The following is an 18,408-nucleotide window of genomic DNA, read 5'->3' as shown; positions in this document are numbered from 1 at the left end:
GAAAGTTGAGGTCGAGACACCCCACAGTTTTACTCCAAAGGCCCCGCCCCTCCCGAGCCGGGGCCCCGCGAGATCGCAACTCCACGCAGGCCCTAACACCTCCGACCTTGAGCACGCTACGCGCGGCTATCCTCCGCTCGCGCCGTCGCGAACGAGGTCCTGGCCGAGCGACGCGCGAGGCTGCTCGCCGACCCCCTCCGCATGACCGTGGACGGCGTGGTCACCATCGATCAGAGCAACAACCTCGTAGGGCTCGAACGCCAAATCACGGCGCTCGTGGACCTGGTCGCGCCGGACGAACTCGCCGATGGCGAGGAAAGCACTGACCTTGTGAGCGCGCCGCTCCTGCGTGCTCGCCGGGGCCGGTAGCCCGGATGGCGTACGAGTGGCAGCCGCTCGTGTCCGGTGACCCTGACGAGGTCGCGCGCCGCGTCGCAGAGGTCCTCGAAGACGCCTGGCAGCGACTTGCCGCCAAACAGCGCGCCGTCCTCACCCAGTTCGCCGGCAACCCAAGGACGCCGCACACCGTCGCGACACTGGAGGAGTTCAAGCAGGCGATTCACGTCTTCCGCCAGCGCGTCGACCAAGAGGCCCGGCAGTTCGTCCAACGTCAACTACCCCACCTGTACGCCGCCGGCGCTCAAGCCGCCGCCGAAGCCCTCGACGCGACCTTCACCTGGACTACCTTCCACCGCGACGCCCTACAGTCGCTCGCGGCCGACTTGTACGCCGATTTCCTGCTCCGTTCGCAGGAGGCCGAGCGGATGGCGAACCAGTTCTACCGTGTGGCGCGAGAGGCGGCCCGCCGAGAGGTCCCGCTGCTCGCGGCGGGCAACATGACGGCGAAGCAGGCCGCGAAGACCCTCGCGGCCAGGCTCGCCGCCGAGCACAAGCTGACCCACGTCGTCTATCGCAACGGCGCTCGCGTCCCGGTCCGGGCCTGGGCCGAAGCCGCCACCCTCGCCAAGTCGGCCGTCGCCTACAACGCCGGCACTCTCAACCGGAGTCGCCAGGCGGGCGTCACGATGGTCGAGGTCTTCGATGGCCTCGACTGCGGCTGGACCACGCATCAGGACACCGACAAGGCCAACCGCACAGTGCGGACCGTCGAAGATGCTGCGGAGTGGCCGATCTCCCATCCGTGCTGTCGGCGAGGATTCGGCCCACGGCCAGATCTGACGTCAGCCTGACGTGTCCTGAAGTCACGGCTCACGCCTCCCGTCGGCTCTGCGCGCATGTGCGGTACACCGCACACAGCCCTATCCCCAACGCTGGCCAGGCGTCACCACCCCGCGGCTTTCGTCCTGCGCGGGCCATGAGCCGACGGTGCTGCGAACGTCCCGTCATCGTCGAGACCGAGGGTGCGGAGCTGTTCGGCCACTTCGGGCCCGTCGGTGCTCTTGACCAACCAGTACAGCGCCTGCAGCGCGTCGGAGCCACCGCAATCAACTGCCTGACGGACCAGTTGTTTGGCACCGGTCACGTCGCCCGCAGCTTCCCGCGACCGCGCCAGCTCTGTCAGAGCGTCGGCGTCGCCGAGGATCGCACCTTGCCGAGCCGCCTCGTGTGCTGCGCTGAGATCATCGATTGCCTCGTACAGTCGGGCCAGCATTTGCCAGGCGAACGTGTAGCCATCAGCCGCCGCCCGTCGATAGAGGGCGATCGCCGTCGAACGGTCCCCGGCTTGCACTCGCGCATCCGCCAGGCGTTCCAGAGCGAAGACGTTGCCACGGTCGACGGCCTGCCACAGAAGCCGGTCCGCGGCGTCGGTGTCGCCGGCGTCGGCGCGTAGCCAGGCCAGGTTGATCAGGCCCAGGTGATTGCCGCACTCTGCCGCCTCCCCCGCGGCCGCGTCGGCACCCGCCCGGTCTCCGACGATCTCTCTGAACCAGACCTGGCTCACCACTTCGGCGGTGTCGCTGTGCCCGGCGGCCGGGTGAAGCCGGTGGTCCATGACGTCAACACCGTCCACCGGGTTGTCCACATAGGACGAAAGGTATCGCCGCGCGAACGCGTTACCGCCATCGGCGGCCCTGCGAAACAACTCGACGGCCGTGGCGTGACGATCGCCGCTCCGCGCCAACTGCACCGCGGTATCCATCAGCCAATGCGTAAGACCTCGGTGCTCGGACTCCCGTCGCACCCGGGCGGCGAGCTCGTGATCACCGGACCGCATAGCTACTGTCATCAGGCCGAAGAACGCGTCGTTGTAGCCGCGATCCACGGTCACCCGGAACAGGCGCAATGCACCCTCGCGGTCGCCGGCCCTATCGCGCTGCCAGCCCATTGCGGCCAGCTCGACGGGGTCGCCGCGGTCGGCGAGCGAGCAGGCTGCGCGGTACGCGGCATCGTGGTCGCCCAGTCGACACCGAAGTCCTACCAGGCGTCTCAGCGCAGCTACGGCTGCATGGTGGCCGGTAGTGTGGGCGTCGCCGTGGGCGGCGATGTCCTCGAGCAGGTGGACGGCTTCGTCGTCGTGGCCGGCTTCCTCTCGCAGGACGGCTACGTTCAGCGCCGCGAACGGGTCCCCGAGGTCCATTGCCTGCTCGTATGCGCGTTCCGCGCCGGCCCGGTCGTCGGATTCCTTGCGTAGTTCGGCCAGATTGTGGAGGGCCGACACGACGTCGCTGGTGCCGACGGCGGCGAGGAGGACCCGCTCCGCGCCCTTGCGATCGCCAGCCGCCATCCTTGCGTCCGCGATACGCCTGCGCCAATAGATTGGTGGCGCGGCCTCGTCGAGGAGTCGCTCAGCGCCTTGAGGATCACCGTCTTCGTCCCGTCGGACCGCGAGTTCGCCCAGCTCGCCGCTGTATCCGCGATCGGCTATCGCTCTGAGCAGCCGTTCCTCGCCGTCGAGGTCGCCGGCTTCCCGGCTTATTTGGGCCAGTTGCTTCATAGCGTGGGTGCTGCCGCGGTCGGCGGCAAGCTGGTACAAACTGGCGGCGGCCGCCTGGTCACCGGACTGAAGCCGCTCATCCGCGCGGTGCTCCAGCCCGTGGGCGCTGCCCCGCTTCGCGGCCTGGCGGTACAGCACCTCCGCTTCTTCGGGCCGCTCGGCCTCCACGGCCATGTGGGCCAAGTGGGCGAATGCGTCAGGCTCGCCATGATCGGCCGCCACCTGGTACAGCCGTTCGGCGAGGCGCTGGTCTTTGCCGCTCTCCCGCCTGAGCACCGTTGAGGCCAGCTCCATGAGCACGTTGCGTCCACCGAGGTCGGCAGCTGCCCGGAATAGCCGTTCAGCCTGCTGCAGGCGACCGCGAGTCCAAGCGGACTGCGCGAGCGCCGTCAGATCAGCCGGGTCCGCGATGCTGGCGACGGCGGCGTCCCAGAAGCTGGCCCGCGGGTATTGGTCGGCGCGCTCAATCCGGCCGAGTTGATCGAGGTAGTCGGTGAGCCGGTAGTGGGGGCCGACCCCTGATCCGTCCGAAGCGTCGACCAGCGGGCCGGGGACGCCGAGGCAGGGCTCGGCCAGTGTGGACAGCGCATGCTGGAACCAGTCCGCGTCCGCCTGTTCCCATGTGTCGGCAGTCAGGTAGCTCCGCGCCGCCCGGAGCAGGAAGTCCTCTGGAATCAGCCTGCCATGTCCCAGGCGCCGTGCGTCCATGGCAGCCCACACGACTGCCTGGGTCGTGGCGTCCGCCTGCTCGTAGCGCGCCATGAGGTGGGGCACCCCGGCAAGAAACTGGCACACCCTCGTTCCAGCGCGTGCCACGGCCAGCCGCAGTGTCGCATCGGGCTCGGCGCGCAGTCGCTCCCGCAGCGCAGTCAGATCCCATCCGGTGAAGTCCTGGGGGACGTTAATGATCCGGGCGATGCGCAGCAGCAGCCGTGCCGCTGCGTGGTCCCAGGCCGGTTCCCGGCTGATCTGGTCTATGTATCTCGGCCACATCGAGCCGAGCACCAGCAGCGGGCCGCGGGACTGATCCTGCACCAACTCGTGGAGGCGCGTGGCGACCTGCTCACCAACCGTCGGGGCAGCCAAAAACAGCTGCATCTCATCGAGCCAGATCACCGTCCGGGGGCGCAGACGGTTCCCCTCCAATGCCTCCAGCACCGCCGTCGGCCGGGTGGGGGCGAGCGGATGCCACACGAACCAGTCCGGCAGCATGCTGCGCATCGCCTCCCAGCAGGCCCGACTCTTACCGGTGGACGACTGCCCCACCAGAACCACCACCCGGCTGCCATGCTCGGCTCGAGCGATGTCGGCACGCAGCGCCTTGTCATGTCGACGGGTCAGGTATCCGGGCAGTGGCGCGTTGCCCACTGACGGATCTGTGCTCGCCTGCACGGAGGGGTGCACACCGAAGGCCACAGCGTCCTCGTCACCGAGTTCGCTGATCAGGCGCCCCACGCAGTCCCGCCGTACGGCGACGTGTCGTTGTCGACCATCCCGGAGGGCCCGGCGGTAGAGCTTCAGCGCGTGGTCGACCTCCGAGCCTTCTGCGCCAAGAGCCTTCACCAGGCTCTGTGCTTGGGTGTCGTCGTACGGCAGCTTTGGTCCCCGAAGCAGCTGGCTGACCCAACTTGGGGAGCTGTAACCCATCGCCGCAGCCAGCGTCCTCAGACTCCGGAAGTTGTTGGCTTTGTGGAGCCGATCGCAGTACTCCAGCCACTCGCGCTTCGGGCCGGACTCGGGCCAGCCCGAACGATTGATCTCGGCCCCTCGCCCTTTGCGGCTCATGGAAAAGGTCCCCCGTGGTGCTGTCCACTCGCTGTCCTGTGACTGTCCAATCTTCCCGGCTTCGTCCCCAGTCAGCAGGCAAATCGCGAATGTCCATCGCAGTGCGGACAACAGAGGACAGTTCACGGCGGTTGGTCAGCCGATCCTGATCCGGTCAGCACGGAGCAGACGTCTCCACCGCCAGTGATCCCGGAGGTACCCCAGTGCACGACTTGATTGACTACGTCCATGCCGCGGGCGACATCGTCCGGATTGCCTCGGCCTTCACCGGTTTCCTGACGACGACAGGCCCGAGGCTTTTGGACGCCTACCGCCGACACTTTCGGCGGCCGCAGCGAGTCCTCACGAGTCCCACAGGCAGGGCGCCGTCCGCGGACACTTTGATGCCTCGTGGGCCGGACCGACAGAGGTGACGGATTCACGGTCGTGAGGGCCGGGGTCCGCTGGAAGATCGAGGAGAACAACGAACTCGCCAAGCAGATCAACGGCCTGGGCCAGTACCAGGTCCGCCGTGGACCTCCTGGCACCGGTACCGCACCTGGGTGATGGCCGCCCTGGCCTTCCTGGCCCCTCAATGATCTGGATCAAGGACCTCACTCGAACCACTCCTTGATCACGACTCGATACGCGCCCTGGGTAGGGTCGTTGCACATCGACCAGGAGGGGAGTTCGCAATGGCGAGCGAGATCGTGGTGGCGCAGACGACCATCGATGACGAGGACAAGGCGACGGCGCTGGCACGAGGCGCGGTTGAGAACCGGCTGGCCGCCGGCGCCCACATCGACCCGCCGTTGACCGCTGTGTACTGGTGGAAGGACAAGATTGAGACGGCCACCGAATGGCGGATCTCGTACAAGACGACCACCGACCGTCTCCCGGAACTTGAGGCGTGGGTTGCCCAGAACCACAGCTACGAGGTTCCAGAGTGGGTTGTCCTGCCGATTACCGGTGGTTCTGCGGCCTACCTGTCGTGGGTAGCCGAACAGTCGGCCGCGAGGTAGGGCACGTACGACGACCGTTGTGCGGCTGCTGCACGGACCGTTGCGTGCGGCAGCCGCACAACGGTTCACGCCGCCAACTGCTGCAGATGCCAAGCGAGTTCTTTCTCCCGACTGGGGAGCAATGTCGCAATGTCCTGCGCGCGCGCTTTGCCCATGGTGTTCGGTCGGGCCTCCGCTGCGGCTGCGAATTGATGCGACACGTAGACGCCTTGTTCGACATCTCCCCCGCGCAGCAGTGCTGAGGCCAGGTCGCCCAGGACCACGACCCCTGAGTCCGGCAGCTCGTCACCGAGGCGGTTTACGGCATTGCCGGCGGTCTCCGTCAACTCCTGCCTCCTGAGCTGCCCGTACACCGACAACGACAGAGAGTCGAGGCGGTAGGGGGTCATGAAACGCACCCATGCCTGCTCGGTGGTGTGGTCTGCGAAGTCGTACACGGCCTGGGCGCGCTCCAGGGCCCGCAGGGCGCCGATGTCATCGCCGGCGGTCGCCGCTTCTTCCGCATAACGGCCGTGGACCCACGCAGCAGCGGCAGCGTTACCCGGCCCCCGTACATCTTGGGCAGCTTGAGCCAGAAGCTTCATGGCCTTCTCCGGCGTGGCAGCCCCATAGCTTGCGTACGCCAGAGCCAACGCCCGCAGCGGAGGATGTCCGGCGGCCTGGGCACACTCGCTCGTGACCTCGTAGTAGGCGCGCGCCCTCTTCGAGTCGCCCAGGTCCCAAGCTACCCATCCAGCCAGGGCAGCCGTCTCGCCAGCAGCAATGGTCAAGGCACGCTCGTGCTCGCCGACACGAGGCAGAACGGCGGTAATGGCGTCAAGGTGGTCCTCGACCCTGCTCTGGAGTTGCCGGGCCGTGAGGTGATGCTCGCTCACATGGAGGGCAGCAGCATGATCGGTGAGAGCGTCTAACCCGGTCGTATCGACCTTCGTCCCTCGTTTGAGAGCGTGCGCGAGGCGGCCCCATGGCTCAGCAGCGGCAGTTGCGCCGAGAACAGCGCCACCAATCAGTGTCCGGCGGTTCACGTCGTTCAGCTCCTCCCCTCCACGGCGGCGTCCCTTCCTCCGTCGGCCGCGGGCGGCTGCCGCCTCCCTCTGCAACTGTTCAGGGGGTAAGCCGCAGGCCGTCGCAATGTGCGCAACCGTGTGGTTGGTGGGGATGTTTTGACCGTGTTCGTACCGGTTGATCTCACGGCGGGTCATGGTTTCCCGACCGGAGACAGTGTTGATCGCCTCTGCTTGTTCGTCCTGAGTGCGTCCCGCTTGCTTACGCAGTCGGAGAAGCAGCTCAGCGAACGGATCTGCTGGCATGAGTGTGACCTCTGTCGGTGGACTGCACCAATAGTGGCTTCAGATCCCCTCGTTGGTTTCCCCCTTGACAAACTTTTCCCCCTCTGGATTCCCCTGGCGAGTTGCTTGATAGCGCGGTGCGATAGGTCCATGACGTTCCGCAAGGCGCTCAACCACGACGACGGCCGAGGGTGCTGCAACCAACGCGCCCAGGCCGGATCAGAGCGGGCAGCCATCCGTCACTTCGAGGTGGCCTTCGCTCCAGCCGACGCGCACGTCCGGCTCATGCGACGGATCACTCTGGCGCACCTGCGCCTTTGGGGCCTCACAGCACTGAATGACACGGCCACGCTTGCGGTCTCGGAACTGGTGACCAACGCCGGTGCGCCATGAGGCGCTCTGTTGTATCCCCGGCTGAGCCGGGAGGAATTGAAGGGAGGTTCCTGGGTCCGATGGCTTACCTGGATCCGAAAGGTGAAGGGGACAGCAGCATGCCAGGAAATCAGTGCTCGTGTTCACGTGTAGAAGCGAGGCGCTGAGGGACCCGCGCGATATGGCGAAAGCTGAACTGCCTGAACCCCAATCTCCAAAGGATGAAACGCGTCGCATCCGCCGGAAATCTGCACGTGACACCGGCGCCGCACCCTGCGATGGATTAATTGCGTATCCATCGCACCCTTCGGGTCGTGGAATGATTCCCAGTGAGGGAATTCAAGGAGATGAGTGGGGCGCCTAAGTCGCGCTAGATACGTACAACAGAGACGAACATGGGATCACCTAAAGGGCGCGAGCCCCAAGGTGACGGAGGCCCCGTAGTAGTCGCAGGAGTAACGACCTGCCAAGGGGGACGGGAAACCCGTCCACAGGGCGAAGGGGGCCAGGTGATCGGATATCACGATACTGGGAGGTATGCGTAATGCAGAACGCCGAATCGGTACTTGATGTCCTGCGTGAACGCGGCAGGCGGAGCCTGCCGTGCGATGAGCTGTATCGACAACTGTTCAACCCGAACCTGTATCTACTGGCCTACGGGCGCATCTATGCCAACCACGGCGCGATGACACCCGGAGCCTGCGGGGAGACCGCCGACGGCATGTCCGAAGCCAAGATCGGGTGCATCATCGAAGCCATGCGCCACGAGCGCTACCGCTTCCGCCCGGTACGACGCGTCCACATTCCGAAATCCAACGGAAAGACGCGCCCACTCGGCCTGCCGTCCTGGTCGGACAAACTCGTCGGCGAAGTGATCCGCCTCCTGCTGGAGGCGTATTACGAGCCACGGTTCTCCGGCCGCTCCCACGGTTTCCGCCCCGGCCGGGGCTGTCACACGGCACTGTCCGAGGTGACACACAACTGGACCGGGACAACCTGGTTCATCGAAGGAGACATCTCCGACTGCTTCGGCTCGCTCGACCATGAGGTCCTGCTGACGATCACGTCGGAGAAGATCCACGACAACCGGTTCCTCCGCCTCATTCGACAGATGCTGAAGGCGGGATACCTGGAGGACTGGAAATGGCATGCCACCTTGTCGGGCTCCCCACAAGGTGGCGTACTCTCTCCTCTCCTGTCCAACATCTACATGGACCGGCTGGACAAGTTTGTCGAGACTGTCCTCATCCCGGAATACACCCGAGGGACAACCCGACGAAAGAATCCGGCTTACAGAGAGCTGGAGAATGCAATCGGGGCTGCCCGGAAGCGGCTCGCATACAGAAAGGAGAACACCGAGACCGCTCAAGTCCGCCAATGGCGCAAAGAGTTGCGCCGCCATCCGGCCGGAGATCCACAGGACCCGGGCTACCGGCGGCTGCGCTACATCCGCTACGCGGACGATCACCTCCTCGGGTTCATCGGACCCAAGGCCGAAGCCGAGACGATCAAACAGCGCCTGGCCGCATTCCTGCGCGACGACCTCAAGCTGGAACTGAACCAGGACAAGACACTGATCACGCACGGCCGCACCCAGGTCGCCCGCTTCCTCGGCTACGAGATCACCGTCCAGCACGCCGACGAAAAGATCTCCCGGGGCGGCCGCCTCAGCCGCGGCCTCCGCTCCATTAACGGGAAGATCCAACTCCGCGTGCCCAAGGACGTGATCAAGGCCAAATGCGCCCCGTTCCTCCGCCGTGGCAAACCCACGCACCTGCTCCCGCTGACGAGTTGCGCACCCTTCGACATCGTCAGCCTCTACGGAGCTCAGTACCGGGGCATCGTTCAGTACTACCTGCTGGCCGGCGACGTCTGGAAACTCGACCGGCTCAAGGGGGTCATGCTGACCTCCATGCTCAAAACCCTGGCCGCCAAACACCGGTCAAGGGTGACCGCGATGGCCAACCGTTACAAGACAACCATCCGGACACCCCAGGGACCACGCAGGTGCTTCGAGGCCAGGATCGAACGCGAGGGCAGGAAACCACTGACCGCACGGTTCGGTGGCATTCCCCTCACAAGGAAACGGACGGCCGTCCTCGACGATCTCCCGTCCACCATGTTCACCCCCCGCAGCCGCCCGCGCGGCAGCCAGCTCATCGACCGGCTCCGCAAAGGAAGGTGCGAACTCTGCGACCGGCGAACCCAGGTGGAGACACACCAGGTCCGCCACCTCGCAGAGCTGCGCAGCAAGGGTGAACGGTCCGCATGGGTGCAGCTGATGCTCAGGAAACGACGCAGGACCCTCGTGGTCTGCGTCGCTTGCCACGCAGACGTCCATGCACACCAGAAGTGAGGAACACGCAGTAGTCACTGGAGAGCCCGCTGCACCGAAAGGTGCACGGCGGGTTCGGGCCGGGGGCCGCTGGAAAAGGGACTGCACAGCAGAAACCTCGCCAGCGGCCTACCGGTACTGCGGCACTGCCACGGGTCCGAGATCGGGCTTCGGGTTGTGAGTTCGACTGAGGAACTGCATATCGAGGTCACGGACGGAAACCCGACTCCGGCTCAACGACGTGAGGTGGACGCCGAGGCGGAGAACGGCCGGGGGCTGTGGCTCGTCGCAGCTCTTGCGACGGAGTGGGGTGTCAGCAGCGACGGCACGATGACGTGGTGCTGCCTCGCCCTTCCGCCGGCGGACGCTCGCGCCGTCGAAGCGCCGATGGCCCTCACTGAAGAGCCAGAGAGCCGCCGATCCGTTGGTGCTGGTGAGCGGCCCGCGCCTGCACCGAAAACCGACTGGACGCTCCTATCCGTCGGGACCCCCTGAACAGCCGTCGGGCCGCAGCTGCCTACCTTCCCAAGGTGTGTGCCCGGCTGCGGCTCGGCGGCCCCTATCCCCATCGTGAGGTTCCCCGTGTTTACCGCCTTCTCCTTACGCCATCGGAGAGCCGAAGCCGCCTTCCGGGCGCTAGTCCCTCCCACTGGCCGGGGAGGTTCCGATGCCCGCTGCTGACATGCCCCTGATCGTCGATCTGGCCGGCCGCGATGACGAACTGCGTGCCCCCTTGGACGACTTGCGGCTTGGGCGCTGGTCCGCTGCACGCGACCTACTGAGGAGGACGGGCCCGGACTGGGAGCTGCGGACTTCGCGCAGCCTGGTGCTTTCTGTGGGGGCGGGCTCCCTAGGCGCGATCAAGGATTGGCTCTCTGAAGAGCCCTTCTCTGCCGACGCGTTGATGATGTGGGCGAGAGTGCTCACCCGCGAGGCACTGCGTGCCATGGACGAAGGGCGAGACCGTGACCTCGTCTTCCAAGTCGGCGCTCTCGCGCGGGATGCCTGTTTCGGTGCTGTGGGTCGTTGGCCGGAGGATCCGGTGCCGTGGGTGGACCTGCTCCGTTTGGCCAAACTGCCGGTCGGTCGCGGGGGTTTGAGGTCGCTGGACCCGTACTTCATCCAACGCCTTCAGCTCTGGGGTCAGAGCATTGAAAAGAACCGATGGGACGCAGCCCCCGAGAAGGCGTTATTCCCCGGGCCATGGCCCCTGTTACATGAGGCCGACCGGCGCCACCCCGGTAGCCGTGAGGCATACCACCGAATGCGGGAGTACGCCGAGCTTCGTGCGCCTTGGCTAGCTGTGGATTTCACCCGTTGGGCGTCTGGCGGCGCCCCGGAAGATTCCGCGTCCGCGCTCCACATGTTGCCGCTGCACGCATTCGTCACGGAATACCAGCGCCGACACGGCAGCGGGGAGATCGGCGCGCTGTCGTTCTGGGCCTCGGACCAGGTTCGGCACTATGTGCGCCGTGCCCGGTTCGGCTGGTTCGAGTCGACACCCCCGCCCCAGCGTCCGCGATTGTCGCTGTTGGACCTTGAACTACCTGGCGTTCACCCTCGTCGCCTCAGGCGAGCACGGGGCCGCCGCGGTGTTCAACGAGATTGGCCCGTACGCCACCAACGCGCCGTGGGAGACCTTCAGCGCGAGTCTGCGCCGCGACTGGCACTCCGAGTTCCTGCGCATGCGGGCCTCCGTCGTACGGCCAAGGGTCCGTCACCGATGAACGCCCGGTCGCCGCCCACTCGCTCTCGTGCGCCCCGCCTCGTTTCGTCCCCTACATCACCTATGAGGATCATAAGTGCTCAGCAGTAGATCAGAAGCAATAGCGCATGACGACGAGGTCCTGGCCCAACTCGGGATCAAGGCCGAACTCTCCCGGAAGATGGGGGTGTTCGGGAACTTCGCGATCAGTTTCTCCGTGATCTGCATTCTCGCCGGCGGCATGTCCCTGTTCGGCTTCGGCCTGGGCCACGGGGGACCCGCGGTCATGCTGGGCAGTTGGGTCGTGATCGGGTTCATGACGATGCTTGTCGGGGGTCTCCCTGGCCGACGTGGTCTCCGCCTATCCCACGAGCGGGGGTCCGTACTTCATGGCCGACAAGCTCGGCGGGCCGCGCTGGGGGTGGATGACCGGTTGGCTGAACCTGCTCGGACTGTGGGGCGCGATCGCTGGCATCGACTACGGCGCTGCCGCGTTCATCGGCGCCTTCGCCCAGCTCCAGTGGGACATCACCCCGACCGGCACAACGATCATGGGCATCTTCGGATCCATCCTGCTTGTGCACGGCCTGCTGAACGTATGCGGTGTACGCCTGGTGACCGTCCTCAACTCCATCTCCGTGTGGTGGCAGCTGGGCGGTGTGACGCTCATCGTCGGCACGCTCGCTCTCGCCCCTGTCCAGCACCGCTCGCCCGATTTCGTCTTCACCCAGTTCGTCAACGACAGCGGGTTCTCCAACCCGCTCTATGTGTGCCTCATCGGCAGCCTGATCGCCGGGTACACGTTCTGCGGGTACGACGCCAGCTCCCACGTCGCGGAGGAGACCACCAAGGCGCAAACCTCGGCCCCGAAGGGGATCGTGCACGCCATCGCCGTGTCGTGGATCGCGGGTTTCATCCTTCTGGCGGGGATGTTGTCAGCGATACAGGACTACAAGGGCACGCAGAACACGGCGACGGGTGTTCCCCCCGCTCAGATCTTCCTCGACGTGCTCGGCAACTTCGGAGCGAAGGCCCTGTTGTTGGTCGTGATCATCGCAATGCTGTTCTGCGGCAACGCGGAGGTGGCCGCCGCGAGCAGGATGATCTACGCCTTCTCCCGTAGCCGGGCGCTGCCGCGGTGGCAGACCTTTCGGAGTGTCAGCCCCCGTACCAAGACCCCTGTCCCGGGGGTGTGGCTGGCGGTGGTGATGCCGTTCCTGCTCGCGCTGCCCGCCCTGTGGTCTCCGGCCGCGTACGGCGCGATCACCGCGATCAACGCTGTCGGGATGATTCCCGCGTACGGGATCCCTGTCTACCTTGCCCTGCGCAAGGGCGACGCGTACGTGCCAGGCCCGTGGACGTTGGGCCGGTGGCGGCGCCCGATCGGCTGGATCGCGGTGATCTACGTCATGGTCATCACGGTTGTTTTCTGCCTGCCCCAGACCTCTCCCGTGACTGCGGAGACCTTCAACTACGCCGGCGTGACCCTGACGGTGGCCTTGGGGATCGCCTGGCTGACCTGGATCACGCGGGGCCGCCGCGACTATCAGCTCACTGCTCACACCACCGCCGCCGACCAGGCCAGTATGAAGGAGATCGTCTGATGGCTGACGGCGAAGAGCACAACACAGAGCCAGCCCCCGATCTGACGACTTCAGACTCAAGGAACCGACTGCGCAAGGACGTCGGCAGCGGGGAGATTACGAGGGTCCTACTGGCCGTGCCAGATATATACGGCCGGCTCAAGGGCAAGGTCCTCGACGCTGAGGTACTCGTGGAGCGGATGGGCTCTGCGGCGGAGATGTGCGCCTACATCCTGGCGACCGACCTCGATATGACCCCGCTCGACGACTACGACCTCACCAGCTGGAAGCAGGGCTACGGCGATCTCGCCGTCAAGGCAGACCTCGGCACCGTGCGGATGCTGCCCTACCAGGTTGGGACTGCCGTCGTCGTAGGAGACGCCCTTAACCACGACGGTTCGCCGGTCGAGGTGGCACCCCGCAACATGCTCCGGCGCCAGTTGGAACGTCTCTCCGACGTCGGGTACCACGTCTCTCTGGGCATCGAGTCCGAGTTCTTGCTCCTGGCGGGCACGCCGGACAAGATCCGCCGCGCCGGTTATCGCGACCTGCGCCCGGCCTGGCCCCGCAACCTCGACTACGCCCTCGGACATCCCCCGAAGATCAGCGACTTCTTCCGCGACCTCCATTCCGATCTGCGCCTGGCCGGAATCCCGGTCGAAGCGATCAAGACTGAGGGGGCAGCTGGCCAGGTGGAGGTCACCTTCGCCCACGGGGACCCGATGGCAGCGTGCGACGCGTACCCCGTCTTCCGCCTGATCACAGACGACCTCGCCCAACGTCACGGCATGACACCCGTCTGGATGGCCACGCCGTTCACCGGGACCGGCAGCGGGCTGCACCTGCACGTGTCTCTGTGGTCGGCCAACGGAACCGCCTTCACCTATCACCGCGGTCAGGACCTGCCCCCAGCGATGGAACGGGCCATCGCCGGCCTCATCTCCGGCATGCCGTCCCTGGCCCCTCTGTACGCGCCCTTCACCAACTCCTACAAGCGGTTCCGGCCGCATACCTTCGCCCCGACCCGTCACACCTGGGGCTTCGACAACCGAGGCTGCGCCGTACGAATCACCGGCGTCGGCAAGGGTGCCCACCTGGAGATCCGCCTGCCCGGGGCCGACGCCAACCCCTACCTCGCCCTCGCCGCATCCTGCGCCTCCATCACGCACGGCTTCCAAGACCAGCCCGAGTTGACCGACCCCTGCCACGGCGACGCCTACACCGCCCTCGCCGTCCCGATCGCCGCCACCCTTACCGAAGGCTCCGCCTACTTCAGCGGAGGTACGGTACCGCTCGCCGCGTTCGGCGAGACCGTTGTACGTCACTTCACTCGCGCCGCCCGAGCCGAAATCCAACGGGAGCGCACCCAGGTCACCGACATCGAACGGGAGTACGGGATCGGTCGCGCCTGACGAAGGTCGCTGGCGAATCTCCTGTTCGCGAGCCTCCATGAGCGAGGCCCTGCGCCGTCGGATGCCCGCCCGCGCTCCGCACGACCTCGCCGCCTGAAGGAGTCACCCCCTTTGCCTCAACACGCGCTGGCCTCCCGCGCTGTGCCCTGCCAGTCGGCTGGTGCGCGGTGGGACCGCATCACAGATCTGACGATGGCCGATGCGGCACTAGGAAACGGCAAGTAGCACCAGGTGGGAAGCAAGTACACGAAGCGGTACACCGAGGAGTTCAAGCGGGACGCCATCGTGCTGGTGCCGTAGGTGTGCGGGTCGACGGGTTGCGCGGCCTTGGGCAGGTGGGAGACGGCGAGCAGGTAGGAGTCGGTGACGACTGTCAATTGCCACGAGAAGGCTGACCTCTGGTGATTCGCCGTAGGCAACGGTGTCGGCGACGGGGGCTGGTCGCTGCCGACGTCTTCCCCGGGCCGTCAGGGAAGGGGCAGTGAACCCATGTTCGCGCTGACGCGAACATGGGTTACAGTGAAAAACGCGCCCGGCCGGAAGAAGGCAGCCGGGCGCGCAACCCCCGCTAGGAGAACCACGGCATGACCACTGTCGCTGCGTACGCCGCACCCGCCGCCAACGCTCCGCTGGAGCGCACCACCATCGAACGTCGTGCAGTCCGCGAGTTCGACGTACTGATCGACATCAAGTTCGCCGGTATCTGTCACACCGACATCCACCTGGTCCGCGAGGGCTGGGGCGAGGCGATCTTCCCGATGGTCCCGGGCCACGAGATCGCGGGCGTCGTCTCCGAGGTCGGCCCCGGCGTGACCAAGTACAAGGTCGGCGACCGTGTGGGCGTCGGCTGCCTGGTCGACTCGTGCCGCGAGTGCGAGAACTGCAAGGCCGGCCAGGAACAGCACTGTGTACGGGGGGCTGTCCAGACGTACAACGCCATCGGCAAGGACGGCGAGATCACCTACGGCGGCTACGCCACGCATGTCGTCGTCGACGAGAACTTCGTCGTCCGTATCCCCGACGGACTGTCCCTGGACGCCGCCGCGCCGCTGCTGTGCGCGGGCATCACCACGTACGCGCCGCTCAAGCAGTGGGGTGCGGGCCCGGGTAAGAGGGTTGCCGTGGTCGGCCTGGGCGGCCTGGGCCACGTGGGCGTCAAGATCGCGCACGCGCTCGGCGCGGAGGTCACGGTCCTCTCTCAGTCGCTGCGCAAGAAGGATGACGGCCTGAAGCTGGGCGCCGACCACTACTACGCGACCAGTGACCCGAAGACGTTCGAGGAGCTCGCCGGTTCCTTCGACCTCATCGTCTCCACGGTGTCGGCGCCGTTGGACTTGAGCGCCTACCTCGGCCTGCTGAAGACGGGCGGCGCCCTGGTGAACGTGGGCGTCCCGGAGGAGCCCATCGCCTTCCACCCGTTCTCCCTCATCGGTGGCAACAAGATCCTCGCCGGATCGATGATCGGCGGCATCCCCGAGACCCAGGAGATGCTGGACTTCTGCGCCGAACACGGGATCGGTGCGGAGATCGAGCGGATCGCCGCCTCCGAGATCAACGAGGCGTACGAGCGGGTGCTGGCGAGCGATGTGCGATACCGGTTCGTGATCGACAACGCGACCATCTGAGAGGGCGGTAGTTGACTCGATGTCCGTATTGCCCTGTCGGTTGGGGTAGGCAGGCTGCTCGGGCGGCCGCCGGGCGGCTATGGCCGCGGCTGGGCGAACAATCCCTGCTCGGTCTCGACCAGGATGCAGCGCTCGGTCAGCCGCTTGAGTTTCAGGCGGGTGTTGTTGATGTTGTTGGGCGCGATCTCCATGTCCATCGCCTCGCAGACCTGCCGTGCCCGCAGCGGGGCGTCGGCCGCGGCGAACTGACGGATATCGGCGAAGGACTCCCTTACGGGAGGCGGACCTGGTAAATGGGCCGCCGCCGAAAACTGTCGTAGGCGTCAGCTGTGGCCGAAGGCCGCCGCGGTGGCCACGCACGAGAGCGATGTGCTCGACGAGGTCCCCGAACGCAGGCTGCCGACCAGGAACCTGCGGACCGTCAACGCCCTGACGGACCCGACGGTCCTCGAGCCGGTGCACGAGCCCGCCGCCGGCGCTCTGGACCCGCGTGCCGAGCTCAGCGAGTTCCTGCGCACCCGACGGGCCCGGCTGAAGCCGGAGGACGTGGGGCTGCGGAGCTTCGGACGGTACCGGCGGGTGCCGGGGCTGCGCCGCGAGGAGCTGGCGCAGCTGGCCGGAGTGTCGGTGGCGTACTACACGCGCCTGGAACAGGGCAACGGGCGGCACGTGTCGGCGGAGGTCCTCGACGCCGTCGCCCGCGCGCTCAGGCTGAGTGACGCCGAGCACGCCCGCCTCACACACCTGGCGAAGCCGAAACAGAAGAAGAAGCCGGCCGGCCGCGCCCAGCAGGTGCGGGGCCCCCTGCGGACGCTGCTGGACACCATGGACGGCGTCCCGGCGCTCCTCGTGGGGCGGCGCTCGGACATCCTCGCCTGGAACCGGATGGCCGCGGCGGTCTTCGGCGACTGGGCCGAGCTGCCGGCGCACGAGCGGAACCGGGCACGGCTGGTGTTCCTGAGGCCCGAGTACCGCGACCTGTTTGTGGACTGGGAGCACAAAGCGAACAACGTCGTCGCTCAGCTGCGCATGGACGCCGGCTCCCATCCGGACGACCCCCGGCTGTCCGCGCTCGTGGGCGAACTCTCCGTGAAGAGCGAGGAGTTCAGGCGGCTGTGGGCCACCCACGACGTCAAGGACAAGTGCCACGGCATCCAGCGCCTGCACCACCCGCTCGTAGGCGAACTCGACCTCCACCCGGAGTCATTCCACCCGGCCAACGACCACGAACAGACGCTGGCGACGTACCACGCCGAACCCGGTTCCCCGTCGGCGGAGGCACTACGACTGCTGGCCGACTGGAGCACCGACGCGACAAGGGCGGGAGCCGGGATGCCGCCGGCACGCACGGCTTGATGAACAGTTGATCATCGGTAGTTGGCGGCGCGCCACGCCCAGCGTCCCTTCGCACGCCAGACGCCTCCGGGTGCGGTATCGGATTCAGGACGGCGCGGGCGTGCTGCGGGTAGGCAGTGGAAGAACGCGGATGGCCTCCTCGTACAGGTTCCGGCGGGCTGACTTCTCCCCGCACGTCTGCCGCGTCGACATCAGGTACCGCTCCAGGTGACGCACCCGCAGCTCCTCCACCCGTCGCGGCGGTTCCGTGGGCCCGTTGACCGTGGACACCTCCCGGTCCCAGCTCGTGTCTTACAGACGAGGTCCACGCTCGTCGCGACGACGCCACCACTCGTACGCCGCCCGGTCATCCATGGACGCGTCGCGCCAGTCACGCTGGCCTCGCGCGAACCACAGAAAGTCGAAGTACGTGCGCAGATCCCGGGCCAACTGGCTGACTACAGCTTTGGCCAGCTGCCCAACGCGAGGTTCGCGACTTGCAGCAGCTCAGGGCGGGAACTACCACTCGCGGCCTGGACGGCAAGCCCATTGGCCACTGTTCTCAGGTAGAGCGCAAGAAGATGAGGATCTGCGGAAGGCGGAAGGTCACCGGCGTCCACCGCCTGTTGAAACCGGCGCGTCAAGTGGGCTATCCCCTCCTCACGCCATGCGATGAGTGCGTCTCGGACCGGGCGGCTCTCATCCCCGGTAGCCAACGCACCCAGCACGCCAAGACAGCCCGTGGGGAGTCCCGGCGTGGTTGCCGCCTTGACCGTCCCGTGGAGCACAGCAGTAGCCACTGCTCCGCTTGTGGGCTCTGCCAGAGCTCGAGCGAAGTAGGAGGTCAAGCCCTCGGTGTATCGCTCCAGCGCCTTGTGGAAGAGGTCTTCTTTGTTGCCGAACGCCCTGTACAGGCTGGGGCGGCTGATACCCATCGCTTCGGTGAGGTCGTCAAGGCTGGCGCCTTCGAAACCCTTGGACCAAAACACCAGGACTGCACGATCGAGTGCCTCGTCGATGTCGAACGCGCGAGGCCTGCCAGGAGGGACCGGTGTCGTCGAGCTCATTTC

General features: G+C 66.4%; 13 protein-coding genes and 1 pseudogene. 10 read left to right on the top strand and 4 right to left on the bottom strand.

What is annotated here, in order from left to right; genetic code table 11:
* Positions 1-201 precede the first annotated feature (201 nt).
* Both M2271_RS25365 and M2271_RS25360 read left to right on the top strand, forming a co-directional pair.
* Positions 202-369, top strand: a complete 168-nt coding sequence (locus tag M2271_RS25365) for a hypothetical protein (protein WP_280889618.1) — start codon at positions 202-204, stop codon at positions 367-369.
* A 5-nt stretch (positions 370-374) separates the two neighbouring features.
* Positions 375-1,190: a hypothetical protein gene (locus M2271_RS25360; protein WP_280889617.1), complete on the top strand. Its 816-nt coding sequence runs from the start codon at positions 375-377 to the stop codon at positions 1,188-1,190.
* A gap of 92 nt (positions 1,191-1,282) precedes the next feature.
* Here the strand turns inward: M2271_RS25360 and M2271_RS25355 are convergent, their stop codons facing one another.
* The gene (locus M2271_RS25355; protein WP_280889616.1) at positions 1,283-4,681 is read right to left on the bottom strand and encodes a hypothetical protein; all 3,399 of its coding nucleotides are present in this window, start codon (positions 4,679-4,681) and stop codon (positions 1,283-1,285) included.
* A gap of 674 nt (positions 4,682-5,355) precedes the next feature.
* Here M2271_RS25355 and cutA point away from each other — a divergent pair.
* Positions 5,356-5,682 (top strand): divalent-cation tolerance protein CutA, encoded by a 327-nt coding sequence (cutA, locus tag M2271_RS25350; RefSeq protein WP_280889615.1) that lies wholly within the window; start codon positions 5,356-5,358, stop codon positions 5,680-5,682.
* A gap of 65 nt (positions 5,683-5,747) precedes the next feature.
* Here the strand turns inward: cutA and M2271_RS25345 are convergent, their stop codons facing one another.
* Positions 5,748-6,992 (bottom strand): helix-turn-helix transcriptional regulator, encoded by a 1,245-nt coding sequence (locus M2271_RS25345; RefSeq protein ID WP_280889614.1) that lies wholly within the window; start codon positions 6,990-6,992, stop codon positions 5,748-5,750.
* A gap of 129 nt (positions 6,993-7,121) precedes the next feature.
* Between M2271_RS25345 and M2271_RS25340 the strand changes: the two genes are divergently transcribed.
* From M2271_RS25340 to M2271_RS25320, 5 genes and pseudogenes are all read left to right on the top strand, one after another.
* Positions 7,122-7,364, top strand: coding sequence for a hypothetical protein (locus M2271_RS25340; protein WP_280889613.1), 243 nt, complete (start codon positions 7,122-7,124; stop codon positions 7,362-7,364).
* Positions 7,365-7,887: 523 nt separating this feature from the next.
* A complete protein-coding gene (locus M2271_RS25335) occupies positions 7,888-9,699 on the top strand; it encodes a reverse transcriptase/maturase family protein (RefSeq protein ID WP_280889612.1) in 1,812 nt (603 codons plus the stop codon).
* A gap of 1,517 nt (positions 9,700-11,216) precedes the next feature.
* Entirely contained in the window at positions 11,217-11,405 is a 189-nt protein-coding gene (locus M2271_RS25330; RefSeq protein ID WP_280889611.1) for a hypothetical protein, read from the top strand.
* A gap of 159 nt (positions 11,406-11,564) precedes the next feature.
* Positions 11,565-12,987: pseudogene (locus tag M2271_RS25325) on the top strand (amino acid permease).
* Positions 12,988-13,103: 116 nt separating this feature from the next.
* Positions 13,104-14,378, top strand: a complete 1,275-nt coding sequence (locus tag M2271_RS25320; protein ID WP_280889610.1) for a glutamine synthetase family protein — start codon at positions 13,104-13,106, stop codon at positions 14,376-14,378.
* Positions 14,379-14,494: 116 nt separating this feature from the next.
* On the opposite strand, the gene M2271_RS25315 is transcribed toward M2271_RS25320, so the two are convergent.
* Complete coding sequence (locus tag M2271_RS25315) at positions 14,495-14,755, bottom strand: hypothetical protein (RefSeq protein ID WP_280889609.1); 261 nt, start codon at positions 14,753-14,755, stop codon at positions 14,495-14,497.
* Between the two features lie 207 nt (positions 14,756-14,962).
* On the opposite strand from M2271_RS25315, the gene M2271_RS25310 reads away from it, so the two are divergent.
* Entirely contained in the window at positions 14,963-16,003 is a 1,041-nt protein-coding gene (locus M2271_RS25310) for an NAD(P)-dependent alcohol dehydrogenase (protein ID WP_280889608.1), read from the top strand.
* A gap of 429 nt (positions 16,004-16,432) precedes the next feature.
* Entirely contained in the window at positions 16,433-17,359 is a 927-nt protein-coding gene (locus M2271_RS25305) for a helix-turn-helix transcriptional regulator (protein WP_280889632.1), read from the top strand.
* Between the two features lie 437 nt (positions 17,360-17,796).
* Here the strand turns inward: M2271_RS25305 and M2271_RS25300 are convergent, their stop codons facing one another.
* The gene (locus M2271_RS25300; protein ID WP_280889607.1) at positions 17,797-18,405 is read right to left on the bottom strand and encodes a TetR/AcrR family transcriptional regulator; all 609 of its coding nucleotides are present in this window, start codon (positions 18,403-18,405) and stop codon (positions 17,797-17,799) included.
* Positions 18,406-18,408: the final 3 nt, after the last annotated feature.

Source organism: Streptomyces sp. LBL (genome assembly GCF_029893585.1).
Lineage (GTDB): Bacteria > Actinomycetota > Actinomycetes > Streptomycetales > Streptomycetaceae > Streptomyces.
The sequence above is the reverse complement of the archived record's forward strand: the minus strand, read 5'-3'. Positions and strand labels throughout refer to the sequence as shown.

What these genes read in the sequence shown, in the direction of transcription:
- M2271_RS25340 (WP_280889613.1), top strand. Translation starts at nt 7,122, where the DNA reads ATGACGTTCCGCAAGGCGCTCAACCACGACGACGGCCGAGGGTGCTGC.
- M2271_RS25360 (WP_280889617.1), top strand. Translation starts at nt 375, where the DNA reads ATGGCGTACGAGTGGCAGCCGCTCGTGTCCGGTGACCCTGACGAGGTC.
- M2271_RS25300 (WP_280889607.1), bottom strand. Translation starts at nt 18,405, where the DNA reads ATGAGCTCGACGACACCGGTCCCTCCTGGCAGGCCTCGCGCGTTCGAC.
- M2271_RS25335 (WP_280889612.1), top strand. Translation starts at nt 7,888, where the DNA reads ATGCAGAACGCCGAATCGGTACTTGATGTCCTGCGTGAACGCGGCAGG.
- M2271_RS25355 (WP_280889616.1), bottom strand. Translation starts at nt 4,681, where the DNA reads ATGAGCCGCAAAGGGCGAGGGGCCGAGATCAATCGTTCGGGCTGGCCC.
- M2271_RS25365 (WP_280889618.1), top strand. Translation starts at nt 202, where the DNA reads ATGACCGTGGACGGCGTGGTCACCATCGATCAGAGCAACAACCTCGTA.
- cutA (WP_280889615.1), top strand. Translation starts at nt 5,356, where the DNA reads ATGGCGAGCGAGATCGTGGTGGCGCAGACGACCATCGATGACGAGGAC.
- M2271_RS25345 (WP_280889614.1), bottom strand. Translation starts at nt 6,992, where the DNA reads ATGCCAGCAGATCCGTTCGCTGAGCTGCTTCTCCGACTGCGTAAGCAA.
- M2271_RS25310 (WP_280889608.1), top strand. Translation starts at nt 14,963, where the DNA reads ATGACCACTGTCGCTGCGTACGCCGCACCCGCCGCCAACGCTCCGCTG.